This is a genomic window from Tardiphaga sp. 768_D3_N2_1, assembly GCF_052076105.1.
Classification (GTDB): Bacteria; Pseudomonadota; Alphaproteobacteria; order Rhizobiales; family Xanthobacteraceae; genus Tardiphaga.
In genome coordinates this window covers 2,883,046-2,906,727 of sequence record NZ_CP197245.1, presented here as the reverse complement: position 1 = coordinate 2,906,727, position 23,682 = coordinate 2,883,046, and the positions used below count along the sequence as shown (strand labels likewise).

Annotated in this window: 20 protein-coding genes; 5 read left to right on the top strand and 15 right to left on the bottom strand. The window is 61.9% G+C overall.

What is annotated here, in order from left to right; translation table 11 throughout:
• Window positions 1-138 precede the first annotated feature (138 nt).
• A complete protein-coding gene (locus AB8A27_RS13510; protein ID WP_441242346.1) occupies window positions 139-1,185 on the top strand; it encodes a peptidase M29 in 1,047 nt (348 codons plus the stop codon).
• Window positions 1,186-1,211: 26 nt separating this feature from the next.
• Here AB8A27_RS13510 and AB8A27_RS13505 read toward each other — a convergent pair whose 3' ends face one another.
• The 5 genes from AB8A27_RS13505 to AB8A27_RS13485 all read right to left on the bottom strand — a co-directional run bounded on the left by AB8A27_RS13505 (window position 1,212) and on the right by AB8A27_RS13485 (window position 8,294).
• Window positions 1,212-4,367: an efflux RND transporter permease subunit gene (locus AB8A27_RS13505; protein ID WP_441242345.1), complete on the bottom strand. Its 3,156-nt coding sequence runs from the start codon at window positions 4,365-4,367 to the stop codon at window positions 1,212-1,214.
• Window positions 4,364-5,779 carry an efflux RND transporter periplasmic adaptor subunit gene (locus AB8A27_RS13500; protein ID WP_441242344.1) on the bottom strand — a complete coding sequence of 472 codons (1,416 nt, stop codon included), beginning with the start codon at window positions 5,777-5,779 and terminating at the stop codon, window positions 4,364-4,366. Before AB8A27_RS13500 ends, AB8A27_RS13505 begins: the two co-directional genes overlap by 4 nt.
• Window positions 5,776-6,183 (bottom strand): FixH family protein, encoded by a 408-nt coding sequence (locus AB8A27_RS13495; protein WP_441242343.1) that lies wholly within the window; start codon window positions 6,181-6,183, stop codon window positions 5,776-5,778. The genes AB8A27_RS13500 and AB8A27_RS13495 overlap by 4 nt, the downstream gene beginning before the upstream one ends.
• A gap of 519 nt (window positions 6,184-6,702) precedes the next feature.
• A complete protein-coding gene (locus AB8A27_RS13490) occupies window positions 6,703-7,998 on the bottom strand; it encodes a DNA polymerase IV (RefSeq protein WP_441242342.1) in 1,296 nt (431 codons plus the stop codon).
• A complete protein-coding gene (locus tag AB8A27_RS13485) occupies window positions 7,995-8,294 on the bottom strand; it encodes a DUF3572 domain-containing protein (protein WP_441242341.1) in 300 nt (99 codons plus the stop codon). The genes AB8A27_RS13490 and AB8A27_RS13485 overlap by 4 nt, the downstream gene beginning before the upstream one ends.
• A 219-nt stretch (window positions 8,295-8,513) precedes the next feature.
• Between AB8A27_RS13485 and AB8A27_RS13480 the strand changes: the two genes are divergently transcribed.
• The gene (locus AB8A27_RS13480) at window positions 8,514-8,879 is read left to right on the top strand and encodes a response regulator (RefSeq protein WP_068732379.1); all 366 of its coding nucleotides are present in this window, start codon (window positions 8,514-8,516) and stop codon (window positions 8,877-8,879) included.
• A 12-nt stretch (window positions 8,880-8,891) separates the two neighbouring features.
• Window positions 8,892-10,265: a PleD family two-component system response regulator gene (locus AB8A27_RS13475; protein ID WP_441242340.1), complete on the top strand. Its 1,374-nt coding sequence runs from the start codon at window positions 8,892-8,894 to the stop codon at window positions 10,263-10,265.
• A 7-nt stretch (window positions 10,266-10,272) separates the two neighbouring features.
• Here the strand turns inward: AB8A27_RS13475 and AB8A27_RS13470 are convergent, their stop codons facing one another.
• From AB8A27_RS13470 to AB8A27_RS13455, 4 genes are all read right to left on the bottom strand, one after another.
• Window positions 10,273-11,046 (bottom strand): hypothetical protein, encoded by a 774-nt coding sequence (locus tag AB8A27_RS13470; RefSeq protein ID WP_441242339.1) that lies wholly within the window; start codon window positions 11,044-11,046, stop codon window positions 10,273-10,275.
• Between the two features lie 260 nt (window positions 11,047-11,306).
• Window positions 11,307-11,474 carry a 50S ribosomal protein L33 gene (gene rpmG, locus AB8A27_RS13465; RefSeq protein ID WP_211908954.1) on the bottom strand — a complete coding sequence of 56 codons (168 nt, stop codon included), beginning with the start codon at window positions 11,472-11,474 and terminating at the stop codon, window positions 11,307-11,309.
• 125 nt (window positions 11,475-11,599) lie between these two features.
• Window positions 11,600-12,925: an LLM class flavin-dependent oxidoreductase gene (locus AB8A27_RS13460; protein ID WP_441242338.1), complete on the bottom strand. Its 1,326-nt coding sequence runs from the start codon at window positions 12,923-12,925 to the stop codon at window positions 11,600-11,602.
• A gap of 292 nt (window positions 12,926-13,217) precedes the next feature.
• Window positions 13,218-14,132 carry a LysR substrate-binding domain-containing protein gene (locus tag AB8A27_RS13455; RefSeq protein ID WP_441242337.1) on the bottom strand — a complete coding sequence of 305 codons (915 nt, stop codon included), beginning with the start codon at window positions 14,130-14,132 and terminating at the stop codon, window positions 13,218-13,220.
• A gap of 117 nt (window positions 14,133-14,249) precedes the next feature.
• Between AB8A27_RS13455 and AB8A27_RS13450 the strand changes: the two genes are divergently transcribed.
• On the top strand, window positions 14,250-14,987 hold the full coding sequence (locus AB8A27_RS13450; protein ID WP_441242336.1) for an SDR family oxidoreductase: 738 nt from the start codon (window positions 14,250-14,252) through the stop codon (window positions 14,985-14,987).
• Between the two features lie 51 nt (window positions 14,988-15,038).
• On the opposite strand, the gene AB8A27_RS13445 is transcribed toward AB8A27_RS13450, so the two are convergent.
• From AB8A27_RS13445 to AB8A27_RS13420, 6 genes are all read right to left on the bottom strand, one after another.
• Complete coding sequence (locus AB8A27_RS13445) at window positions 15,039-15,266, bottom strand: hypothetical protein (protein WP_441242335.1); 228 nt, start codon at window positions 15,264-15,266, stop codon at window positions 15,039-15,041.
• A gap of 126 nt (window positions 15,267-15,392) precedes the next feature.
• The gene (locus AB8A27_RS13440) at window positions 15,393-16,130 is read right to left on the bottom strand and encodes an NUDIX hydrolase (RefSeq protein ID WP_441242334.1); all 738 of its coding nucleotides are present in this window, start codon (window positions 16,128-16,130) and stop codon (window positions 15,393-15,395) included.
• A 53-nt stretch (window positions 16,131-16,183) separates the two neighbouring features.
• Complete coding sequence (locus AB8A27_RS13435) at window positions 16,184-16,606, bottom strand: DUF983 domain-containing protein (RefSeq protein WP_092144349.1); 423 nt, start codon at window positions 16,604-16,606, stop codon at window positions 16,184-16,186.
• 4 nt (window positions 16,607-16,610) lie between these two features.
• The gene (gene rnr / locus AB8A27_RS13430) at window positions 16,611-18,992 is read right to left on the bottom strand and encodes a ribonuclease R (RefSeq protein WP_441242333.1); all 2,382 of its coding nucleotides are present in this window, start codon (window positions 18,990-18,992) and stop codon (window positions 16,611-16,613) included.
• A 75-nt stretch (window positions 18,993-19,067) separates the two neighbouring features.
• Window positions 19,068-21,812 carry a type I DNA topoisomerase gene (gene topA / locus AB8A27_RS13425; RefSeq protein ID WP_441242332.1) on the bottom strand — a complete coding sequence of 915 codons (2,745 nt, stop codon included), beginning with the start codon at window positions 21,810-21,812 and terminating at the stop codon, window positions 19,068-19,070.
• A gap of 426 nt (window positions 21,813-22,238) precedes the next feature.
• Window positions 22,239-22,688, bottom strand: a complete 450-nt coding sequence (locus tag AB8A27_RS13420; protein ID WP_441242331.1) for a winged helix-turn-helix transcriptional regulator — start codon at window positions 22,686-22,688, stop codon at window positions 22,239-22,241.
• 125 nt (window positions 22,689-22,813) lie between these two features.
• On the opposite strand from AB8A27_RS13420, the gene AB8A27_RS13415 reads away from it, so the two are divergent.
• Entirely contained in the window at window positions 22,814-23,587 is a 774-nt protein-coding gene (locus AB8A27_RS13415) for an SDR family NAD(P)-dependent oxidoreductase (RefSeq protein ID WP_441242330.1), read from the top strand.
• Window positions 23,588-23,682: the final 95 nt, after the last annotated feature.

The window sequence follows — 23,682 nt, the reverse complement described above, 5'->3', positions numbered from 1 at the left end:
AATTCGCCGCTCCGCGACACCCCGGACTGCCCAAAATACAGCGCCGGATTGTCCTTCAAGATTAAAAATATTCCTTTTCATATAACATGGCCGCGCCTATCATCCAACCATAATCGCTTTAAAACACGGAGAAACAGCATGCTGGCGGATCGCATCGAGGCGAAATGGATCGACGCATTCTGCGAGATCTTCGAACGCTGCGCGGTCAAGCCCGGCGACACTGCCGCCATCCTCTCCGAGACGCAATCGCGCGCGCTGAATGTCCACATTGCCGAATTGGCATTGCTGCGCATGGGTGCAAAGCCGTTCCATGTCGTGGTGCCGACGCCGCGCAACAAGCAGGTCGTTCCGATCCGCTCCACCGGCGCATCAGAGGCGATCCAGCAGCTCGGTCCGGTGGTCTCAGCATTGCAGCAAGCGGGCTTCGTGGTGGACTGCACCGTCGAAGGCCTCATGCATGCCAAGGAGACGCCTGACATCCTCAAGGCCGGCGCACGCATTCTCAATATTTCCAATGAACACCCTGAGGCGCTCGAGCGCATGGTGCCGGACTCGGCGCTCGAGAAGCGCGTGCGCGCGGCGGCGAAGATGCTGCGCGGCACGAAGCACATGAAGGTGACGTCGAAGGCGGGCACCGATCTGGACGTCAACATGGAAGGCGCCGCCACCGTCGGCGTCTGGGGCTGGACCGACAAACCGGGCACGCTGGCGCATTGGCCGGGCGGAATCGTCGTGAGCTTCCCGAAGAGCAAGACCATCAACGGCACGGTGGTGATGGATGCCGGCGATATCAACCTGACCTTCAAGCGCTATCTGACATCGCCGGTGCGGATGCTGTTCAAGGACGACTATCTCACCGAGCTGACGGGCGAGGGCGCCGACGCCGAGATGATGAAGCGCTATCTCGCCGCCTGGGGCGACCGCGAGGCCTATGCCGTGTCGCATGTGGGCTGGGGCATGAATCCCAATGCACGCTACGAGGCGCTGCAGATGTATGACCAGCGCGACACCAACGGCACGGAAATCCGCGCGGTGGCCGGCAACTTCCTGTTCTCCACCGGCGCCAATGAATTCGCCGGGCGCTACACCGCCGGCCATTTCGATCTGCCGATCTTCAAGACGACGATCACGCTCGACGGCGTGGATGTGATCAAGGACGGACAGTTGCAGGACGTGTTCGGCTGAGTCCGAACACGTCCTGCAGGCTCCGGCTATCTGGTCACGGGCACTATCCCTTCTGCCGGGATCAAACCGGACTGGGGCAGCCGATAGCCCTTAACGATGGCATAGATCGCCGGGATCACGATCAGTGTCAGCAGCGTCGACGAGATCATGCCGCCGATCATCGGCACCGCGATGCGCTGCATGATCTCCGAGCCGGTGCCGGTGCTCCACATGATCGGCAGCAGGCCCGCCATGATGGCAACCACCGTCATCATCTTGGGACGGACGCGTTCGACCGCTCCTTCCATGATGGCGTCGTACAGGTCGTTGCGCGTCAGCGGTCGTCCTTCAATGTCCCGTCGGGCCTGGATCGCGGCCAATGCCTGGTTCAGATAGATCAGCATCACCACGCCGGTCTCGGCGGCAACGCCGGCCAGCGCAATGAAGCCGACAACGACGGCAACCGACAGGTTGAAGCCCAGCCACCACATCAGCCAGAGGCCACCGACCAGCGCGAACGGCAGCGACAGCATGACGATCATCGTTTCGGTGATCGACCGGAAGTTCAGATACAGCAACAGGAAGATGATCAACAGCGTCACCGGCACGACGATCTTCAGGCGCGCCGTAGCCCGTTCAAGATATTCGTACTGGCCGCTCCACATCACGTAGTAGCCGGGCGGAAATTGAATGCTCGCCTGGACCGCGCGCTGCGCGTCGGCCACGTAGCCGCCGAGGTCGCGGTCGCGGATATCGACATAGATGTAGGTGGCCAGCTGTCCGTTCTCCGTCCGGATCGACGTCGGCCCTCTCGCGAGCGCAATCTTGGCCACTTCGCCGAGCGGGACCGCACCACCTCCGGGCATCGGCACCAGCACGTCGCTGGCGATGGCCTGTGGGCTGTCTCTGAGGTCGCGGGAGTACCGCATGTTGACGGTGAAGCGTTGCCGGCCTTCCACGGTCGTCGTCACCGTCTGGCCGCCGAGCGCGGTTCCGATCACGTCCTGGACGTCCTGGATCATGATGCCGTAGCGCGCCAATGCCTCACGATCCGGCGTCACATCGAGATAGTAGCCGCCGATACCGCGCTCGGCATAGGCCGATGACGTGCCCGGTACCGTCTTGAGCACCTGCTCGATCTGCTTGGCAAGCCGGTCGATCTCGACGAGGTCGGTGCCGATCACCTTCACGCCGATGGGCGTGCGGATGCCTGTCGACAGCATGTCGATGCGGGCCTTGATCGGCATGGTCCAGGCATTCGACACACCCGGAAACTGCAGCGCCTTGTCCATCTCGGCAATCAGTCCATCGACCGTGAGACCGGATCGCCACTCTTCCTTCGGTTTGAGGTTGACGATTGTCTCGAACATTTCGGAGGGCGCCGGATCAGTCGCCGTGGCAGCGCGCCCCGCCTTGCCATAGACCGAAGCGACCTCCGGAAACGACCGGACGATCCTGTCCTGCATTTGCAGCAGCTCGCCGGCCTTGGTGACGGAGATGCCCGGCAGCGTCGTCGGCATATACATGAGCGTGCCCTCGTTGAGACTGGGCATGAACTCGGTCCCGAGCTGACGTGCCGGCCAGACACTCGCCGCGAGAATGGCGAGCGCGAGCAGGACGACCAGCGTCTTCGCGCGCATCACGACAGTGATGACAGGCCGGTAGACCCAGATCAAAAAGCGGTTGATCGGATTCTTGTGTTCCGGAACGATCCTGCCGCGAACGAAGATGATCATCAGGGCCGGGACCAGCGTCACCGACAGGATGGCGGCGGCTGCCATCGAAAACGTCTTGGTGAATGCCAGAGGGCTGAACAGACGTCCTTCCTGGGATTCCAGCGTGAAGATCGGCATGAACGACACGGTGATGATCAACAGGCTGAAGAACAGCGCCGGGCCGACTTCGGAGGCTGCCTCGATCAAGACCTCGACACGTGATTTGCCGGGATCCGCGCGTTCGAGATGCTTGTGGGCGTTCTCGATCATGACGATGGCGGCATCGACCATGGCGCCTATGGCAATCGCGATGCCGCCGAGACTCATGATGTTGGAGCCAAGACCGAGCAACTTCATGGCACCGAACGCCATCAGCACGCCGACCGGCAGCATCAGGATCGCAACCAGGGCACTGCGGACATGCAGCAAGAATAAAATGCAGACCAATGCGACGACAACGCTTTCCTCCAGCAACGTGTGCTTGAGCGTGGCGATGGCGGCGTTGATCAGGTTCGAGCGGTCGTAAACCGGAACGATCTCGACGGAGTTCGGCAGACTGCTGGCGATCTCCTTGAAGCGCTTCTTGACGTTCTCGATGACATCGAGCGCGTTGACACCGAAGCGCTGCAGCACGATGCCGCTGGCGACTTCGCCTTCGCCGTTCAGTTCGGTAATGCCACGCCGCTCGTCGGGGCCCAGTTCGACGCGCGCGACATCGCGGAGCAGGACCGGCGTGCCGTTGTTCGTCTTGAGCACGACATTGCCGAGGTCGTTGATCGACTTCAGATAGCCCTTGCCGCGGATGACATATTCGAATTCGGACAGCTCCACCGTGCGACCGCCGACATCGGCGTTGCTGGCGCGGATGGCATCGCGCATCTTCTGCATCGTGATGCCGAGGTCGCGCATCCGAAGCGGATCGAGCACGACGTTATATTGTTTGACGAAGCCACCGACGCTGGCGACTTCGGCGACGCCTTCGGCTTTGGCGAGCGCAAACTTCAGATTCCAGTCCTGGATCGCCCGCGTATCGGCAAGGTTCAATTCCTTGGACATCACCGCGTATTGATAGACCCAACCGACGCCGGTGGCGTCGGGGCCCATCGTCGGCGTGACGCCGGCAGGCAGGCGGGACGTGGCTCCGTTTAGGAATTCGAGAACGCGCGATCGGGCCCAGTAGATGTCGGTCCCGTCTTCGAAGATGACATAGACGAACGACACGCCGAAGAACGAGAATCCGCGCACCACTTTCGACTTCGGCACCGTGAGCATTGCCGTTGTCAACGGATAGGTGACCTGATCCTCGATCACCTGCGGCGCCTGGCCGGGATACTCGGTATAAACGATCACCTGCGTGTCGGAGAGATCCGGGATGGCGTCGAGCGGTAGATGCGCCAGCGCGTAGATGCCAGCGGCTGCGGCGAACCCCGTGCCGAACAACACCAGCAGCAGATTGCGCGCCGACCATGCGATGATACGGGCGATCATTGCGGGCTCCTCGCGTCGGAAAAGCCCTTCAGCGCGGCCTTCAGATTGCTTTCTGCATCGATCAGGAAATTGGCCGAAATGACGACTGGTTCGCCGTCTGCGACCCCCTCGCGGATTTCGACATAGCCGTCGCCGCGACGACCGAGTTCGACGCGGCGCGGTTCGAAGCGGCCCTGTCCTTTGTCAATGAACACCGATTGCCGGGTGCCGGTGTCGATCACAGCGCTTTCCGGGACGGATACCACCGGATCCATACTTCCGGTCTCGATCGAAGCGTCGATATACATGTCAGGTAGCAGAGCGAGATCGGTGTTCGTGAGTTCGATACGGACGCGTGTCGTCCGGGTCTCGCGATTGACCTGCGGGTAGATCACGTTGATCTTGCCTGAAAACTGCCTGCCGGAGAGGCTGCGCGTCCGGACGTTCACCGGCTGCCCAACGGAGATGGCTCCAAGATCGCGCTCCGCGACATCGACCATCGCCCAGACGAGCGATGTGTCGGCGATACGAAAGAGAATGTCGCCGGGTTGCGCCCGCATCCCTTCGATGGCGTTGCGTTCGAGAACGATGCCGTCCCGCGGTGCGGCCCACGCGATGGAGATCGGGACGATGCGGTTCTTCTCGATTTCGGCAATCACCGTCTCCGGAACGTCGAGATTCATGATCCGCTGACGCGACCCGCGCCCATACAGTCCGTCGCTGCCCGTCGTCTTCGACGTGATGGTGGCGACATATTCCGCCGCAGCGGACGAGATCGCGGGGCTGTAGATATCCATCAGGGGCTGTCCGCTGCGGACCTTCGTGCCGGTGGTGACATCGGCAACCTTCTGCACCCAGCTTTCCGCGCGCATCGAGATCACGGAGATGCGCCGCTCGTCGAGCTGGATCGTGCCGGGTGCGCGGATCGTCGTCCGGATCACCCGCCTGGCGGCTGGCTCGGACTTCACGCCCGTGCGCTGTATCTTGCCCGGAGAGAGCTTGACTGATCCATCGTCGGAATCGTCGCCGTCGAAGACCGGGATGTAATCCATCCCCATGGAGTCCTTCTTCGGCGTTGGCGACGTGTCCGGCAGCCCCATCGGATTGCGGTAATACTTGATCTTGCGGCTCATGCCGGTGCCCGCCGACATTGGCTCGGGCATCGGCATGGTCTCCGCGAGGTCTTCGAAGCTGACATCGGCTCCGGCGGGCACGGCGCGGTAGTCGCGACCTGATGCCGTTCTCTTCGGCGTCAGCGAGTAAGCCGGCTTTCCGTCCGGATCTTGATAGTAGATAGGCGCGCGGGCTTCCTGCGCATCGACGGGGGTGACCAAAGCGAGGGCGTGCGTCAACGGCCGCTGCGCGACGATGAATCCACCTACCGCCGCGGCGATGAACGCGGCGGCGGTACCAGCTAAAACAGCGCGGTTCATTTTTGCGCCGTGATGACGAGCTTGTTCTCGACGGAGCCGGTTTCTCCCTGCACCTTGGCGCCCAGAGAAAGCTGCCAGCGACCGGCCATTCCGAAAGTGGCCTTGAACTTGTAGGTGCCGGGCTCGGCCCCTGATACCGGGGTGACCTTGGTGGCCATCTCCTGCATACCGTCAGGAGCCATGTCGAGACGGGTTGCGAAAATGACAGCATCCGGCACGGGCTTGCCGGTCCTGGTGTTCATCAGGCGGACGGTGATGATCTTGTCGGGGCCGGCCTGAACGGACTGATCGACGAGCTCGAACGTGTAGTCCTTGATGTCAGCCAGTGCAGCCGTGCTTGCGCTGCCCAAAGCGACAGCGATCAACGCAGCCCGGAAGGCGCGCGGGGAGTTAGACGTCTTCATGGTTTGGTATCCTCGATTGAATCTGATGTGCCGCGAACGGCATGCGTCATCCGCGCGCCAGGGGCACGCGGCAGCGACGGCGCTCAGCGCCGCTCAGATCGAAATGCGAGGAGGGTGGTCTGGAGGTGGGCGGTTGATACCATCGGCAAACACGTCGTTCAGCACCGAGTGGTACGTTCGGACGGCGTGGCGAACGGTCAGGGGTGGTGCCAGGGAGGGCCCCGCCTGGGCGGCTTTCAACACGCAAATCGCGAGAAGCGGACAGTCCTGACAATCCTTACTCTTCGGTTCGGATGGGCAGCAGGGCATGTCTTCGGACATCGCCGACATGTCGGTCATCGTGGCCGACGGCCCCTTGGCAGCCGCCGGAGTCACCACCGGCGCCACCGAGAGGCCGATGGTCACGACAATCGCTAGAAAGAATTTCAGGAGTCGACAAAGATCCATATTCGACCATCTCACGGCCACCACAGCGTGGGAAGCCCGGGCACAATCACAAGTTCGCAATCCCTATGGGGATTATGTCCTTGGCTTCTCCGGCCCGTCATAGGCGATACCGCGGATCACCGCGGCATTGCCGAACTTCTTCTTCAGTGCGTCCATCGCACGTTCCGCATGAGACGAGCGGCGGTCGAGCATATTGTCGTCGCCGGCTTCCGCGCCCGGCTTGAGGGCACTGACGCCGGTGCCGATCAAGCGGAAGGCGGTGCCGTCGATTTCCTTGGCCAGCATCTCGCGGCTGATATCGAAGATACGCGCCGCCATCTGCGTCGGCGACTGGATCGACTGCGAGCGGGTCCGCTGGCGGAAATCCGCGGTCTTGAGTTTCAGCGTCACCGTCGTGCCTGACAATTCGCTGCTCTTCAACCGTGACGAGACCTTTTCCGACAGCCGCCACAGGATCTTTTCCAGCGTGGCGAAGTCGCGGATGTCTTCGTTGAACGTCGTCTCATTCGAAATCGTCTTGGCGCCGCGATCGGCGACGACGAGGCGATCGTCGATGCCTCGCGCGAGACGCCACAGCCTGCGGCCTTCGCCGCCAAACTGTTTCATCAGGTCGGTCTCGTCAGCGCGCTGCAGATCGCTGATCTTGCGAAAACCGCGCTGCGAGAGTTTCTCTGCGGTCGCAGGTCCAACGCCGTAGATAAAGTTGACGGGCCTGTCCGCCAGCATCGCCACGGCGTCTTCCTGATCGAGCGTTGCGAAGCCGCGCGGCTTATCGAGATCGCTGGCGATCTTGGCGAGGAACTTGTTCACCGACAGGCCGACCGAGACAGTGATGCCGACAGTTTGTTCGATATCGGCAGCGAATTTCGCCAGTACCTTGGCCGGGATCATGCCGTGCACGCGCTGCGTGCCTGAGAGATCGAGAAAGGCTTCGTCAATGGACAGTGGTTCGACCAGCGGCGTCAACGCCTGCATGGCATGGCGCACCTCGCGGCCGACGCGAACGTATTTCGCCATGTCGGGTCGCACCACGACGGCGTCGGGGCAGAGATCGAGCGCCTTGAACATCGGCATCGCCGAACGCACGCCATAGGTGCGCGCGATATAGCAGGCCGCGGATACCACGCCGCGCTTGCCGCCGCCGATGATGACGGGCTGGTCGAGGATATCGGGATTGTCACGCTTCTCGACGGTCGCGTAGAAGGCATCGCAGTCGATATGCGCCAGCGTCAGCGACGGCAGTGCGCGGTGCCGCACGAGGCGCGGCGATCCGCAGGCGGTGCAGCGCTTGACGCGAACATCCAGATCCACAAGGCAATCCCGGCAGAAGCAGTGCGGTCCGCTCAGCTCTGACGGGGAGGCGGTCACGGGATGTCGCGCTCCGTGCGGGGATCGCCCAGCGCCTGACGCGCGGCGGCAATGGTGGTCGGATGCAACTGTGAGGAGGCAGCGAAGGCCTGCACGGTCTCGTCGTCGCGCAGCACGAAATCGAGCACACTGACGAGGAACTGCGGGTCCTTTGCAGCCGAGCGGAGAGTCTCCGGACCGATTCCGCTCTCGGACAGGAACAGGCCCAGCCGCTCGGGTTCACCGGCAACGAAGGACAGCGCCTGAATCGCAACGATTTCAGCGACTTCGCTGGGGTGGCGCTGGGGCTTTTTCATCACGCGTGTTTGCCTTTCCGTAACTTATCGTCTCTATTTTAAATCATCATGCCCGAGTCACCGGGGCGATTCCAGTTGGTGGATACGCGCGGTACACGGGCACTTCGGCGGGGTGGCCGAAGTGAATTTGGAAGTTCGCTTCGGACATCACATGGCCGGTGACGCAGGGCAATGATGTCCCGCGAAACAAGAGCGCTCGGATTCGGGATTGGAGGGCGGATGGCAAAAACCGTCCTGATCGTGGAGGATAACGAGCTCAACATGAAGCTCTTCCGTGACCTTCTGGAAGCCCATGGCTACCAGACTGTCGGCACGAGCAATGGCTATGAAGCGCTCGATCTTGTCCGCTCGCTCCGCCCCGATCTCATTCTCATGGATATTCAGCTACCGCAGGTCTCCGGTCTCGAAGTGACCGGCTGGATCAAGAAGGATCCTGCGATCAGCATGATCCCCGTCGTCGCCGTCACAGCCTTCGCCATGAAGGGCGACGAAGAACGTATCCGCGAAGGCGGCTGCGAAGCCTATTTGTCAAAGCCCATTTCGGTCGGAAAATTTATCGAAACCGTGCGTCGGTTTATCGGTTAGGGAGTTCCCTATATGTCAGCGCGTATTCTTGTCGTCGATGACATCCCCGCCAACGTGAAGCTTCTGGAAGCCCGTCTCTCGGCGGAGTATTTCGACGTCATCACCGCGTCCAACGGCGCACAGGCGCTGGAAGTCTGCGCGCGTTCCGAATGCGACCTGATCCTGCTCGACGTCATGATGCCCGACATGGACGGCTTCGAGGTCTGCCGTCGCCTGAAGGCCAATCCGAAGACGCATTTCATTCCGGTGGTCATGGTCACCGCGCTGGATTCGCCGTCGGATCGCGTGCGCGGTCTCGAGGCCGGCGCCGATGACTTCCTCACCAAGCCTGTCGCCGATGCTGTGCTGGTGGCGCGCGTGCGCTCGCTGACGCGTCTGAAGATGATGACCGATGAGCTGCGCATGCGCGCCATCACCTCGCTGGAAATCGGCGTGCAGGCGCCCGAGCGCAGCGCCGTGTCTGATCTGGGTGTGGGCGGACGCATCCTGCTGGTCGACGATCGTCCATCGTCCTATGAGCGGCTGGCGCCGGTCCTGTCGGCCGAACACACCGTCGATGTCGAACCCAATCCGGCCGAGGCGCTGTTTCATGCCGCCGAGGGCAATTACGATCTGCTCATCGTCTCGTTGAGCCTCGAGAATTACGACGGATTGCGGCTGTGCAGCCAGGCGCGTTCGCTGGAGCGTACGCGGCAGATTCCGATTCTCGCGATTGCCGATGCCGATAACAATCCTCGGCTGCTGCGCGGTCTCGAGATCGGCGTCAACGATTACCTGATGCGCCCGGTGGACAAGAACGAATTGCTGGCCCGCGCCCGCACGCAGGTGCGCCGTCGCCGTTATACCGATCATCTGCGCGACAACGTGCAGCACTCCATCGAAGCCGCGATCACAGATGGGCTCACCGGGCTGCATAACCGGCGCTATATGGAAAGCCATCTGGAGACACTGGCAGAGCAGGCGGCCACCCGCGGCAAGCCGCTGGCGCTGATGATGCTCGACATCGACTTCTTCAAGTCGATCAACGACACCCACGGTCACGACTGCGGTGACGACGTGCTGCGCGAATTCGCCGTGCGTATCCGCAAGTCGATCCGTGGCATCGATTTGGCCTGCCGTTACGGCGGCGAGGAATTCGTCATCGTCATGCCCGAGACCGACATGCATGTCGCCAGCATGGTGGCCGAGCGTCTGCGTCGTTCGATCGCCGGCGAGCCGTTCTCCATCGACAAGGGCAACAAGCGCATCGAGGTCACGATCTCGATCGGGTTGTCGACGCTGGAGAAGAAGGGCGAGCCCGTCGCCGACGTACTCAAGCGTGCCGACGTGGCGCTGTATCGCGCCAAGCATGACGGCCGCAACCGCGTGGTCGCGGCGGCCGCCTAAGTTACTATCAGAGACGCGTTCGCGCTGACGGCTGCGACCATCGCGACGGCGGCGAGATCGGGCGCGATCCCGTATCGAAAGTCTGCGTGACCAGTCGGGCGCTGCAATAAGCCGGCCGGCTCATGCGTGGCCGCAAATATGCGTCGGCTTCCTTTGTTGGCAATTGCTTGTCGATCACGAGCTTGTCGAGCGTGCAGGCGAGGGCGTCAGCGCCCGGCTTGCTGCCGGTGGCATCGCAGGTCCAGCCGGCCATATACAGAGCTCTCGTATCGAACCGCGAGCTGAAGGCGAGGCACTGTTTCCAGCGGCCGTCGACCTGGATGCGCATTTCCACGGCGTGAACGGGGCCGTAGCGGGTCTCGAGATCGTAATGCGTCGAGAGCGTCTGATAGTTCACGTCGCGCAGCAATCTCGCATTGCGCAGATCAAGTCCGGGCGGCGTCTGAATGCTGCCAGACGGCGGAAACGAGATCGCCATCGCAAGACCCGTCGTGCTGGTCTGCAAAGTGCCGTATTGCATGATCTCGACACGGCCAAGCAACCCGCTGCTGACGATGTCGGAGGTGACGGGCAACCGGGTGTAGCTGCCGTCAGTGATCCTGAAGGCCGGCTTGTCCTGCACCACCTGGACGCGATTGCCCCACAGCCAGATCACCCCGAAGGCGATGAGCCCGAAGACAATCATTCCGAAAAAATAGAATGCGTAGCGGACGAAGACGCCCGCCAGAGACACCGCAGACGTGAACTGGCCAGCCGTCGTGTCTGTGTCGCGGAAAGACAAGGGTCGCTCCCGGTACAAATCAATTGCGTCGAATAATACCGGCTTGTCGCACGAATGAACTTGAAGACCGTTTCAATCGGCGGCGCGTGCCCGCCATAGTTGTGGCAGGGTAAACACGGCGCTGCGCAGATCGCTCAAATTGAAACAATTGGGCCGGGCTTGTTGCTTGACCTTTCCCCGCGCAAGAGCGGGGAGAGGTCAAAAGAAAACGGGGCCCGAAAGGGCCCCGTTCAAAATCCGTCAGCAGCTGTATTCAGCGCTTACTTGATCTTGGCTTCCTTGAATTCGACGTGCTTGCGCGCGACCGGGTCATACTTCTTCTTGACCATCTTGTCGGTCATGGTGCGCGAGTTCTTCTTGGCGGTGTAGTAGAAGCCGGTGTCCGCGGTAGAAACGAGCTTAATCTTGATGGTGACCGCTTTGGCCATGGTGAACCTCTGAATGTCAGGAATCGGGTGACAGCCAGAGCACTGGCCGTGTTGGGGCGCAACCTAGCCCCGAACGCCCCAAAGTCAAGGTTTTCCGGGGTGGTAAATCCGGGGATTTGCGCCTCTTAACCCGGAAAGAAGCGGTTTTCGGGCCGCGGGAGGCCCAAATTCTCCCGGAGCGTCCGGCCTTCATACTCCGTGCGGAAAATCCCGCGCTTCTGGAGTTCCGGGACCACCCGGTCGACGAAGTCGTTCAGCCCTTCCGGCAGGTAGGGGAACATGATGTTGAAGCCGTCGGAAGCCTCGGTTTCCAGCCATTCCTGCATCTCGTCGGCGATGGTCTGGGGCGTGCCCACGAAGGCGGAGCCGCCATAGCCGCCGAGGCGCTGGGCAAGCTGGCGCACGGTCAGGTTCTCGCGCCGGGCGAGGGCGATGACGCGCTCGCGGCCGCTCTTGCTGGCATTGGTTTCGGGAATCTCGGGCAGCGGGCCATCGGGGTCGAAGCCGGACGCATCGGTGCCGAGGTTGATAGAAAGCGAGGCGATGGCATTGGCGTAATGCACCTTGCTGTCGAGCAGCGCGCGTTTCTCCTTGGCTTCATCCACGCTGTCGCCGACCACCACGAAGGCGCCGGGCAGGATTTTAAGATGGTCGCGGTCGCGGCCGAGCGCGGCCATGCGGCCCTTGATGTCGGCATAGAGCTTTCGGGCATCGCCGATCGGACCGCCGCCGGTGAACACGGCTTCCGCGGTTTCAGCGGCGAGTTGCTTGCCGTCTTCCGATGCGCCGGCCTGCACGATCACCGGCCAGCCCTGCACGGGCCTGGCGATATTCAGCGGGCCGCGCACCGAGAGATATTCGCCCTTGTGATCGAGCACATGCATCTTCTCGGGATCCATGAAGATGCCGGTCTCGACATTGCGGATGAAGGCATCGTCGGCGAAGGAATCCCACAGCCCCGTGACGACGTCGTAGAATTCGCGCGCGCGCTTGTAGCGCTCGGCATGTTCCATGTGATCGTCCAGGCCGAAGTTGAGCGCCGCATCGGGATTCGACGTTGTCACGATATTCCAGCCGGCGCGTCCGCCCGAGATGTGATCGAGCGACGCGAAGCGGCGGGCGACATGATAGGGCGCGTCAAAGGTGGTGGAGCCGGTGGCGACGAGGCCGATATTATCGGTGACGGCAGCGAGCGCCGACAGCAGCGTGAAAGGCTCGAACGACGTCACCGTGTGGCTGCGCTTCAGCGCCTCGACGGGCATGTTCAGTACGGCAAGATGATCGGCCATGAAGAAGGCGTCGAACTTGCCGGCCTCGAGCTTGCGGATCATCTGCTTGAGGAAGGGAAAGTTGAAGTTGGCGTCGGGTACCGCACCCGGATAGCGCCATGCGCCGGTATGGATGCTGATCGGGCGCATGAAGGCCCCGAGCTTCAACTGACGCTTCGCCATCTGGAATTCCCCGTGATGCTGGTCGGGAACAGATAGGGATGCCGAGGCGTGGAGGTAGATGCAGCACGCGAGAAGATTATTGCGATTTGGAATGAGAGAGGAGGCTGTTTAACCCGTCATTCCCCGCCACTCCAATTGGAGTGGCTGAGGGCGCGGCCGGCTCTTGGCGGACGCGAACCCGGAATCCCGGAGTGATGAACACCAAAAGATTCCGGGTCCGCGCAAGAGCGCGTCCTCAGACACACCAATTGGTGTGTCGGGGAATGACGACCTTGTGGCTGAGTGTGACCGGCTACACCCGCTTCGGATTCAGCGTCGGGTCCATCGCGAATTGCGTTTCCAGGTAATCGATCATGGCGCGGGTTTTCTGCGGGACGAAACGGCGCGAGGGATAGACCGCGCTGATCGGCACCGGTTTCGGTTCGAAGGCTTCAAGCAGCACTTTGAGCCGGCCGGTCTCTATCTCATCGGTGAAATGCCAGATCGGTACGAAGCCGATGCCGAGACCGGACATCACGGCTTCGCGGATGCCTTCCGAACTCTGGGTGCGCACCGGTCCCTTGGCTTCGATGGCGATCGGGCCGTCCGGACTTTCGAAGCGCCAGGTCACTCCGCCGGTGAAGCGCGTATAGGGGAGGCAATCATGCCCGATGAGATCGTTCGGATGCGCAGGCAGTGTCTTGCCGCGCAGATAGGACGGTGACGCCACCAGGATGCGGCGTGTCACGCCGATCTTCCTGGCGATCAGGTTCGGGTCGGTCACGACGCCGGAGCGGATCGCGAGATCGATGCCGTCCTCCACGAGGTCGCTGAAGCCGTCATTCATCACGAGGTCGACGCTGACGTCCGGGTAGCGCGCCAGAAATCCCTTCAGATGCGGGATCACCCGCAGCCGTCCGAACACCACGGGGAGGGCCAGTTGCAACGTGCCTGATGGTCTGGCCCGGCGTCGTCCCACCGCGCCCTCGGCCTCGGCAACGGCTTCCAGCGCCAGTTTGGCGCGCTCATAGAAACTGCGACCGTCATCGGTGAGCGTCAGCTTGCGCGTGGTGCGGGTGAACAACCGGATGCCAAGATGGTCTTCCAGCGTTGCCACCTGGCGGCTGACGGTCGGCTGGCTGGAATTCTGCTCCTCGGCCACACGGGTGAATGAGCCCGCTTCGACGACGCGGATGAAAGCCTGGAAAAGGGCGACTGTATCGGTCATTCATTCAGAATACGGATAAATAATATCCGAACAAGCCCATAACCGCTAACGAGCGAATGGACGATGTTCTCCATGTCGGACGGCGATGGCGCCGCCCCAAATCAGATGGAGAACATCATGACCCGCAAACTCGAAGGTAAAATAGCAGTCGTCACCGGTGGCAGCGCCGGCATCGGTCTGGCCGCCGCACAGCGCTTTATCGACGAAGGCGCCACTGTGTTCATCACCGGCCGCCGTCAGGCCGAGCTCGATGCGGCCGTGAAGCAGCTCGGTCCGAAGGCCGTCGGTGTGCAGGCGGACGCGGCCAAGCTCGCCGATCTCGCGCATCTGTTCGATACGGTGAAGGCTGCCAAGGGCAAGATCGACGTCCTGTTCGCCAATGCCGGCGGCTATGAATTGAGCGCGTTCGGCCAGATCACCGAAGACGTCTATGACAAGATGTTCGACATCAATGTGAAGGGCGTTTTGTTCACCGTGCAGCAGGCACTGCCGCTGCTCTCCGACGGCGCCTCGGTGATTCTCACCGGCTCGGTGTCGGGATCGAAGGGCATGGAGTCCTTCAGCGTCTACAACGCGACCAAGGCTACGATCCGCTCCTTTGCACGTAGCTGGACCGCGGATCTCAAGGCACGCCGGATCCGCGTCAATGTCGTCAGCCCCGGACCGATCCAGACGCCCGGCCTGGACGTATTCGCGAATGATGACGTGAAGGGCTTCCTCAAGACGCTGGTGCCGCTCGGTCGCCTCGGCACCGCGGACGAAGTCGCGAAGGCGGTTCTGTTCCTGGCATCGGACGATTCCAGCTTCGTCGCCGGCGCAGAATTATTCGTCGACGGTGGCCTTGCTCAGATCTGACGATGGGCTTGGCAGAGCAGGAAGGCGCCGCCTATGCGGCGTCTTCCCGTGTCAGAAACTGTGCATGTGTGCGTTGGCGCGATACTCGCTCGCCATCAGTTCTTCGTTTTCGGCAACCTGAATCCACGAGATGGCAAGTTGCAGCAATGCGCGCACCTTCCGCACGTCACCTTCCACGCTGGCGCGCTGGCTGAGTGCCGACGCCTTGCGACGATATTCCAGTGACGCGCGAGTGAATGTCGAAGACTCGGCCTGCGGGGTCCAATTCATCTGTCCCATAACTGGGAGTTTCCTGTGAGCTTGAAAGTGGTAGCTAATACTGCGCTAATACTTCGTTGCACCACTAATCGCGCTAAGGAAACAGCTAAAATAAGCCGAAAATCGAGATCGGATTATCTGATTTTCTCAGGCATCTCCCGGCAGCATGTCGAGCTGCATCTTACCGCTGTACCAATGGAAGAAGGGCAGTGGTGCGTCGTGACGCAACGGGCCGGTGGCGAGTCGCTTCTGCAATTGATTGAGCACATTCTTCGTCATGGCGTGCGCGTCGGCAAGATGTGCGGAGCCGAGTTCGACCCAGACGAGTTCCACCAGTTCGGCATCCGCATGCACGACGCCCTCGACGCGATGCGCGATCGATGATGCATCAGCTGTGAAGAAGCGCGTATCGAAACGCTTGATGCGGCCGGGTGGTGTGATGGCGCGGGCAATCAGAAACAGGCCGGACGGATCGGGCAGGAGACCTGCATCGCTGAATGCTTCCCATACGCCGGGGAGCTTCCTGGTCGCGCCGTCGACCTTGCGGCCGAGGCAGAGACCGGTTTCTTCACAGGCTTCGCGGATCGCAGCGACGGCGAGCGAACGCGCACGCGACGGCGGCGTCTTCGGGCTGCCCTTCATCAGGTTGGCTTCAAGCTCCGGCGGCAAAGGTGCAGCCACCGGAATCTTGTTGTCGGTCGTATCGACGCTGCCGCCGGGGAAGACGAACTTGCCGGGCATGAACACGACCTTGTCGTGACGCTTGCCGACAAGCACTTTCGGAATCGGGCCGGAGCGATCGACCAGCATCAGGGTCGCAGCGTCACGCGGACGCTTATAGGGATGGTGGTCGGCTTCCTTGCCGATCTCGACTGCGTCGCTCATTCCGTCTCCTGAAATTCTTCTTATTAGGCGATGTTCAAGGGACGGAGAACGTATCAGTCAGCCGCGCCGTCGCCAAACCCATGCATGCGGAATGCCCACTGCAATCCGACCACGGCACCCTTGATTGGCTGCAGCAGCAACAGTGACGCGATCAGTGTGATCGGCAGGTAGATCGCAAGTTGCAGCGCGACCGATGGCGAATAGTTGGTCTCGATCCACAATGCGATCGGCACGACGATATGACCGACGATGACGATCACGAGATAGGCGGGAAGATCGTCGGCGCGGTGCGCGGAGAAATCCTGTCCGCATTTGTCGCAGTGATCGGCGGTCTTCAGGAAGGCGCGAAACATCTTGCCTTCGCCGCAGTTCGGACAGCGGCAGGCGAAGCCGCGCTTCATCGCGGTCCACACATTTCGCTTGGCGGAGGAATCCAGCGTCGCGCTCCAGATTTTCGGCGTGGTCAATGTCATCATGACGTTACCCCTTTTTCGGCTTGCCGGGTTTGCCTCCGGCACGAGCCTTGTCAGCTTTGGCAGCCTGCCGGGCATTGCGACCGGGTTTGGCTTTCTTGGGTGCCTTGAGCTTCTTCGACGACTTGTACTTCTTGGCACCCGGATGACGCGGCCGGTCTGCAGCGTCATTGCTGCGGGCATGTTCGCGTCGGCGGCTCCGTGGGGCGGTATTGCCCTCGGAGAGCATTTCGAACCGCAAGGCACCTGCAACGGGGGCTGCCTCGACCAGACGGACATCGACGACGTCGCCCAACCGGTGCATGGCACCACTGCGTGTACCGACGAGGGCGTGGCGAGCTTCGTCATAGTTGAAGTACTCGGTGCCCAACGTGCGGATTGGGATCAGGCCATCGGCGCCGGTCTCGGTCAATCGGACAAAGAGTCCAGCCCTGGTGACGCCGGAAATCCGGGCCTGGAAGCTCATGCCGATCTTGTCGGCCAGAAAGTGCGCAATCAGCCGGTCGGACGTCTCGCGCTCGGCCTTCATGGCCCGGCGTTCGGTGGCCGAAATCTGCGCCGAGATTTCGCTCAGCGTTTCCACGGTTTCGGTATCGGGGAGTGCGCCTTCGCCGAGCCCGAGCGCACGGATCAGTGCGCGATGCACGATCAGATCTGCATATCGCCTGATAGGCGAGGTAAAATGCGCGTAGCGCCGCAGGTTCAGACCGAAATGTCCGTAATTCTCGGCGGCATATTCCGCCTGGGCTTGCGAGCGCAAAACCACTTCATTCACCAGCGGCTCGGAATCCTGACCTTTGACCTGTGACAGCACCCGGTTGAATACCGATGGCCGCAGCGCGCCCGCCTTGGCGAACGGCATGTCGAGGGTCTTGAGGAATTCCTGCAGGTTGTGAACCTTCTCTACCGAAGGCTCATCATGTACCCGGTAGATAAGCGGCAGCCCCTTCTTTTCAAGCGTTTCGGCTGCGGCGACGTTGGCCAGGATCATGAACTCTTCGATGAGCTTATGGGCGTCGAGCCGCTCTGGCACGATGACGCGATCGACGGTGCCGTCCTTCTTCAGCAGGATCTTGCGCTCGGGAATCTCGAGGTCGAGCGGATCGCGTTCGTCGCGCGCGAGCTTCACTTGCGCATAGGCAGCGTAAAGCGGGGTCAGGATCGGTTCGAGCAGCGGGCCGGTGGTATCGTCGGGATGGCCGTCGATGGCGGCCTGCGCCTGTGCGTAATTCAGCTTGGCTGCCGAACGCATCAGGATGCGATGGAAGCTGTGTGACTTCTTGCGGCCATCGACACCGATGACCATTCGTACCGCAAGCGCGCCGCGCGGCTCGCCCGGCACCAGCGAACACAGGTCGTTGGAGATGCGCTCGGGCAGCATCGGCACGACGCGGTCGGGGAAGTAGACCGAGTTGCCGCGGATCAGCGCGTCGCGATCGAGCGCTGAGCCCGGCTGCACATAGAAGGCGACATCGGCAATGGCGACGGTAACGATATAGCCGCCTACATTGTTCGGATCGGAATCGAGCTCCGCGTAAACGGCGTCGTCGTGATCCTTGGCGTCCGGTGGGTCGATGGTGACCAGCGGCACGTCGCGCCAGTCTTCGCGTCCCTGCAATGTCGCGGGCTTCGCGGCTTCGGCCTCCTTCAGCGCATCGCGCGAGAACGCCATCGGGATATCGTGCGAGTGGATCGCGATCAGGCTGACGGCTTTCTCGGAGGAGAGCGACCCCAACCGTTCCTTCACCTTGCCGGAGCCGAGGCCGTAGCCACGCGTGCGAATGAGATCGACGCTGACGAGATCGCCGTCCTCGGCGCCGTTGGCATCGGATGCCGCGATGTTGAGTTCGCGCCCGGCCTGTTTCTTGTCGACCGGGATCAATCGTCCGCCGCCATTCGGCAGCACGCGATAGATGCCGAGCAGGCGCGTGCGAGCGCCTTCGAGCACGCGCACGACGCGGCCTTGATAGCCCTGCCTGTCGCCTTCTGTTTCGATCTTCTCGATGCGCAGCAATGCGCGGTCACCGACGCCGGCGGCCGTGCCGGGCAGGGGGCGGCGCGGCGTGTGAATGCGGATTCTCGGCGCCGTACCGTCCGCCTCGTCCCATTCGACAGGCGTGGCGATCAATTCACCATCGGCATCCCTGGAGGTGATGTCGACCAGCACGGTGGGGGGCAGCGCTGCGGGCTCGCGCACGCTGCGGCCTTTTTTGGCAATGGCGCCTTCGTCGGCGAGTTCGCGCAACATGCGCTTCAGCTCGACACGGGCAGCGTTCTTCAGTCCGAATTCACGGGCGATCTCGCGGGTGCCGATCTTGCCGGGATACGCGCGAACAAACGCGACGATGGCATCCCTGGTTGGAAAGCTGCTGTCGCGTTTCTTGTTCACAATTGTCCGTTCTATAGCGTTTTCGAGCGAAGTGGATTCCGGTTCGCGTGAAGAAAACGCGTTAAAACAAAGACCCTAGCCGGCGCTCTTCTTCACGACCGTTTTCGCGGCCTTCTTCTTGGCAGGCGATGTCTTCGCCTTCACCGGTGCGCGGGCCTTGCTGGCGGCAGCGCCCTCGGCTTTCGGCTTGGCTGCCGCTTTCTTTGCAACAGCCTTCTTGGCCGCCGGCTTCTTCTCGGCTGCGTCGGCCTTCTTGGCGGCAGCCTTCTTCGCCGGTGCCTTCTTGGCGCCGCGCTTCGGCTTGATGCCGCCCTTAGCCACGCGCTCGTCGATCAGCGCGATGGCTTCCTCGAGCGTGATCGTGTCCTGCGTCTTGTCGCTCGGGATCGTCGCATTGACGCCGCCCGCAGTGACATAGGCGCCGTAGCGTCCACCCTTCACGGCGACACCGCCGAGGGTCGGATGGTCGCCGAGCGGCTTGCCGGGATCGGCGCCGAAGCGGCGGCCTGATGGGCCCTTGGCGATCTTCTCGGCAATCAGCGTGACTGCGCGGTTGAGGCCGATGTCGAACACCTCATCGCCGGCCTCCAGGCTGGCATAGGTCTTCTCATGTTTCACGAACGGCCCGAAACGGCCGAGACCCGCGGTGATCGGCTCGCCGGTTTCCGGATGCTTGCCGATCTCGCGTGGCAGCGACAGCAGCTTCAGCGCCAGATCGAGTTCGACATCGCTGGGCGACGTGTTCTTCGGAATGCCGGCACGCTTCGGCTTCTCGCCTTCCTCGTAGTCCTTAGCGTCGCCGAGCTGGATGTAAGGCCCGAAGCGTCCGGCCTTCACGGCGACTTCGAGACCCGACACCGGATCGGGGCCGAGCACGCGGTCGGCATTGGCACCGCTGTCGGCGGCAAGCGGACGCGTGTAGCGGCATTCCGGATAGTTCGAGCAGCCGACGAAGGCGCCGAACTTGCCGGCCTTGAGGTTCAGCTTGCCGGTGCCGCAGGTCGGGCACTGGCGCGGATCGCCGCCATCTTCGCGCGGGGCGTAGATGTGGGGGCCAAGCATCTCGTCGAGGGCGTCGAGCACCTGCGCAACACGCAGATCCTTGATCTCGTCGACGGCTCCGATGAAGTCTTTCCAGAAATCCTTCAGCACCTGCTGCCAGGAAATCTCGTTGTTGGAGATCCTGTCGAGGTTCTCTTCCAGCGCGGCGGTGAAATCATATTCCACATATTTGGCGAAGAAGTTTTCGAGGAAGGCGACGACGACGCGGCCCTTGTCCTCGCCATAGAGGCGCTTCTTCTCGAGCCGCACATAGCCGCGATCCTTCAGCACCTGCAGGATCGACGCATAGGTCGAGGGACGGCCGATGCCGAGCTCTTCCATCCGCTTCACCAATGAGGCTTCCGAGAAGCGCGGTGGCGGTTCGGTGAAATGCTGGGTAACCGCGAGGTTCTCTTTCTTCAGCGCTTCGCCTTCGCTCATGGCGGGCAGGCGGCGTGAATCCTCATCGTCGGCGTCGTCGTCCTTGCCTTCCTGATACACCGCCAGGAAGCCATCGAACTTCACGACCTGACCGGTGGCGCGCAATTCCAGCACGCGCGATCCCGCTTTCGCGGCGATGTCGACGGTGGTGCGCTCCATCTCGGCGGATTCCATCTGGCTGGCGACGGTGCGCATCCAGACCAGTTCATAGAGACGGTACTGATCGCTATCGAGCCGCGCCTTCAGGCTGGCCGGGCGACGCGACATGTCGGTCGGACGGATCGCTTCATGCGCTTCCTGCGCGTTCTTGGCCTTGCTCGTATACTGGCGCGGCGCGTCCGGCACATAGGCCTTGCCGTAATCCTCGCCGATGACGGTGCGTGCCTGGGTGATGGCGGACGGATCGATCGTCACGCCGTCGGTTCGCATATAGGTGATGAGACCGGTGGTTTCGCCGCCGATGTCGATGCCTTCATAGAGGCGCTGCGCGATGCGCATCGTATGCGCCGGCGCGAAGCCGAGCTTGCGGCTGGCTTCCTGCTGCAGCGTCGACGTCGTGAACGGCGCCTGCGGATTGCGGCGCGCCGGCTTGGCATCGACGGTGGAGACCGTGAAACTTGCGGCTTCGATGGCCTTCTTGAAGTCTTCGGCCTCGGCACCGGTACCGATATCGAGACGCTGGATCTTCTTGCCGTCGGCGCCGACGAGGCGCGCGTCGAAGCTTTCACCGCGCGGCGTCGCCAGCGTGGTCACCAGCGACCAGTATTCGCGCGGCACGAATTGTTCGATTTCCTGCTCGCGGTCGCAAACCAGACGGAGTGCGACGGATTGTACGCGGCCAGCGGAGCGCGCGCCGGGCAGCTTGCGCCACAGCACGGGGGAGAGGGTGAAGCCGACGAGATAATCGAGGGCACGGCGCGCCATATAGGCGTCGACCAAAGCGCCATCGATCTCGCGCGGGTTCTTCATCGCCTCGGAGACGGCCTGCTTGGTGATGGCGTTGAACACCACGCGTTCGATCTTCTGATCCTTCAGCGCGCGCTTCTGCTTGAGGACTTCGAGCACGTGCCACGAGATCGCTTCGCCTTCGCGATCAGGGTCGGTCGCCAGAATGAGCTTGTCGGCGCCTTTGACCGCCTTGGCGATGTCGTTCAGCCGGCTGTTGGCCTTCGGATCGATCTCCCAGATCATCTGGAAATTGGCGTCGGGATCGACCGATCCGTTCTTGGCGGGAAGGTCGCGGACATGGCCGAACGACGCCAGGACCTCATAGTCCTTGCCCAGGTACTTGTTGATCGTCTTGGCCTTTGAAGGCGACTCGACAATGACGAGATTCATGTGATTCCAATAACTTAAAGGGGGAATCCGGCTTGGGTCTGCGAGAGTCGCGCCTGCCGTTTCGCGGCGAACATGGGTGCGAAGGGGGCCCGTGTCAAATCGTGAGTTGTTGATGGTCGCGGCCGCCGGGTCCCAGCCATTTACCGGGAGTTGTAAAATGCAACCTTTAAGGGTATGGCTTGGTGCTTCGTTGATACCGATTTCGTCCGGAATGCCCGGCCAGGGAATAGCCATGACACTGCCAATTCCGGACGACCCTGTGCAGGGCGATGGCGGGCCGGAGGAGGCGGCTCTCTATATAAAGGGTGCGGTCCGGATCTGTCGCGGATGGCGCGCCTGCATCGCCACGACATGCTCGCTTACCTGCTCGATATGGCGCATCTGGAAACCGAGGAGATTCTGCGGCTGCGTGACTTGCGCAAGCCGTCAGGCCGTTGAGGGCACGATCGCCGTGTCGCCATAGCCGAGCAGCCTGCCGTCAGCGGCATGTAGTTCCAGCTTCTTGATCTGCTTAGCGTTCTTGCGATCGATCATGATGGTCGTCGGTTCGCCGGGCTTGAACGCATAATCCTCGCCCCATTGGCGCAGCGCCACCATGATCGGATGGACCGCCTGGCCTTTCGCGGTCAGGACATAGTCCTGGTAGGCACTGCCATCCGCTGCCGGCTCCAGCTTCAGGATGCCGTCCTCCACCAAGGCTTTCAGCCTGGCGGCGAGAATGTTTTTCGCCAGTCCGAGACTTTTCTGGAATTCGCCGAAGCGGCGGGCGCCCAGCATGGCGTCACGGATGATCATCATCGTCCAGCAGTCGCCGATTACCTCCATGGACCGGGCCACGGGGCAGGTGGAGTTCTTCAGACTGGTGCGTTTGGCCATGTGACTGTCCTGGAGCGGAAAAGAAATCCTGTGATCGATCGGTCGAGTGGTTGCATTATGAAACCATTCGCTCTAAATGGCAATCTGGTTTCAAAAAGCAACCATATGGCCATCAGGAGATCATCATGCGTTTAGCGAACAAGACGGCGCTCATCACAGGCGGCAATAGCGGTATCGGACTGACGACGGCAAAGCTCTTCGTTGCGGAGGGCGCCAAGGTCGCCATCACCGGCCGCGACAAGGCCAAGCTCGACAAGGCGGTTGCCGAACTCGGCCCGAATGCGATCGGTATCGTGGCTGACGCGACCGATATCGCTGCCACCGAGAATGCCGTGGCCAAAGCTGTCGAGAAATTCGGCAAGCTCGACATCGTGTTCGCCAATGCAGGCATCAGCGCGCATACACCGGTGGGCGGCACTGCGCTCGACGTGTTCGAATCCGTTTTGAAGACCAACATCACCGCCGTGTTCTTCACCGTGCAGGCAGCCGCCGCGCATCTCAACGACGGCGCATCAATCATTCTCAACGGCTCGGTGATCTCCGTGCTCGGCAATCCCGGCTATGCCGCCTATGCCGCGAGCAAGGCGGGCGTGCGCGCCATGGCCCGCGTGATGGCGTCCGAACTGTCGCCGCGCAATATCCGCGTCAATGTCGTCTCGCCGGGCGCGACCGCGACGCCGATCTGGGACCGTGTCGCGCCAACGCCGGAAGCTTTCAACGCATTCGAGAAGCGTCTGTCGCAAACCATTCCGCTCGGCCGTTTCGGCAAGCCGGAAGAAGTTGCGAAAACCGTGCTGTTTCTCGCATCGGATGATGCATCGAACATCCAGGGCGCGGAGATTTTCGTCGATGGCGGCGTGACATCGGCCCCGGCGGGTGCACCGGCCTATCGTAGCTAACGTGCGAGGCTGTCATCCCGGGGCAGGCCGAACGCGTAGCGGACGGCATGAACCCGGGATCTCCATCAATAGAAACTCACTACGAGCTTCCCAGC

What these genes read in the sequence shown, in the direction of transcription:
- AB8A27_RS13480 (WP_068732379.1), top strand. Translation starts at nt 8,514, where the DNA reads ATGGCAAAAACCGTCCTGATCGTGGAGGATAACGAGCTCAACATGAAG.
- AB8A27_RS13435 (WP_092144349.1), bottom strand. Translation starts at nt 16,606, where the DNA reads ATGATGACATTGACCACGCCGAAAATCTGGAGCGCGACGCTGGATTCC.
- AB8A27_RS13415 (WP_441242330.1), top strand. Translation starts at nt 22,814, where the DNA reads ATGCGTTTAGCGAACAAGACGGCGCTCATCACAGGCGGCAATAGCGGT.
- AB8A27_RS13500 (WP_441242344.1), bottom strand. Translation starts at nt 5,779, where the DNA reads ATGAACCGCGCTGTTTTAGCTGGTACCGCCGCCGCGTTCATCGCCGCG.
- AB8A27_RS13495 (WP_441242343.1), bottom strand. Translation starts at nt 6,183, where the DNA reads ATGAAGACGTCTAACTCCCCGCGCGCCTTCCGGGCTGCGTTGATCGCT.
- AB8A27_RS13445 (WP_441242335.1), bottom strand. Translation starts at nt 15,266, where the DNA reads ATGGGACAGATGAATTGGACCCCGCAGGCCGAGTCTTCGACATTCACT.
- AB8A27_RS13420 (WP_441242331.1), bottom strand. Translation starts at nt 22,688, where the DNA reads ATGGCCAAACGCACCAGTCTGAAGAACTCCACCTGCCCCGTGGCCCGG.
- AB8A27_RS13460 (WP_441242338.1), bottom strand. Translation starts at nt 12,925, where the DNA reads ATGGCGAAGCGTCAGTTGAAGCTCGGGGCCTTCATGCGCCCGATCAGC.
- topA (WP_441242332.1), bottom strand. Translation starts at nt 21,812, where the DNA reads ATGAATCTCGTCATTGTCGAGTCGCCTTCAAAGGCCAAGACGATCAAC.
- AB8A27_RS13455 (WP_441242337.1), bottom strand. Translation starts at nt 14,132, where the DNA reads ATGACCGATACAGTCGCCCTTTTCCAGGCTTTCATCCGCGTCGTCGAA.
- AB8A27_RS13485 (WP_441242341.1), bottom strand. Translation starts at nt 8,294, where the DNA reads ATGAAAAAGCCCCAGCGCCACCCCAGCGAAGTCGCTGAAATCGTTGCG.
- AB8A27_RS13450 (WP_441242336.1), top strand. Translation starts at nt 14,250, where the DNA reads ATGACCCGCAAACTCGAAGGTAAAATAGCAGTCGTCACCGGTGGCAGC.
- AB8A27_RS13510 (WP_441242346.1), top strand. Translation starts at nt 139, where the DNA reads ATGCTGGCGGATCGCATCGAGGCGAAATGGATCGACGCATTCTGCGAG.
- rpmG (WP_211908954.1), bottom strand. Translation starts at nt 11,474, where the DNA reads ATGGCCAAAGCGGTCACCATCAAGATTAAGCTCGTTTCTACCGCGGAC.
- AB8A27_RS13440 (WP_441242334.1), bottom strand. Translation starts at nt 16,130, where the DNA reads ATGAGCGACGCAGTCGAGATCGGCAAGGAAGCCGACCACCATCCCTAT.
- AB8A27_RS13475 (WP_441242340.1), top strand. Translation starts at nt 8,892, where the DNA reads ATGTCAGCGCGTATTCTTGTCGTCGATGACATCCCCGCCAACGTGAAG.
- AB8A27_RS13505 (WP_441242345.1), bottom strand. Translation starts at nt 4,367, where the DNA reads ATGATCGCCCGTATCATCGCATGGTCGGCGCGCAATCTGCTGCTGGTG.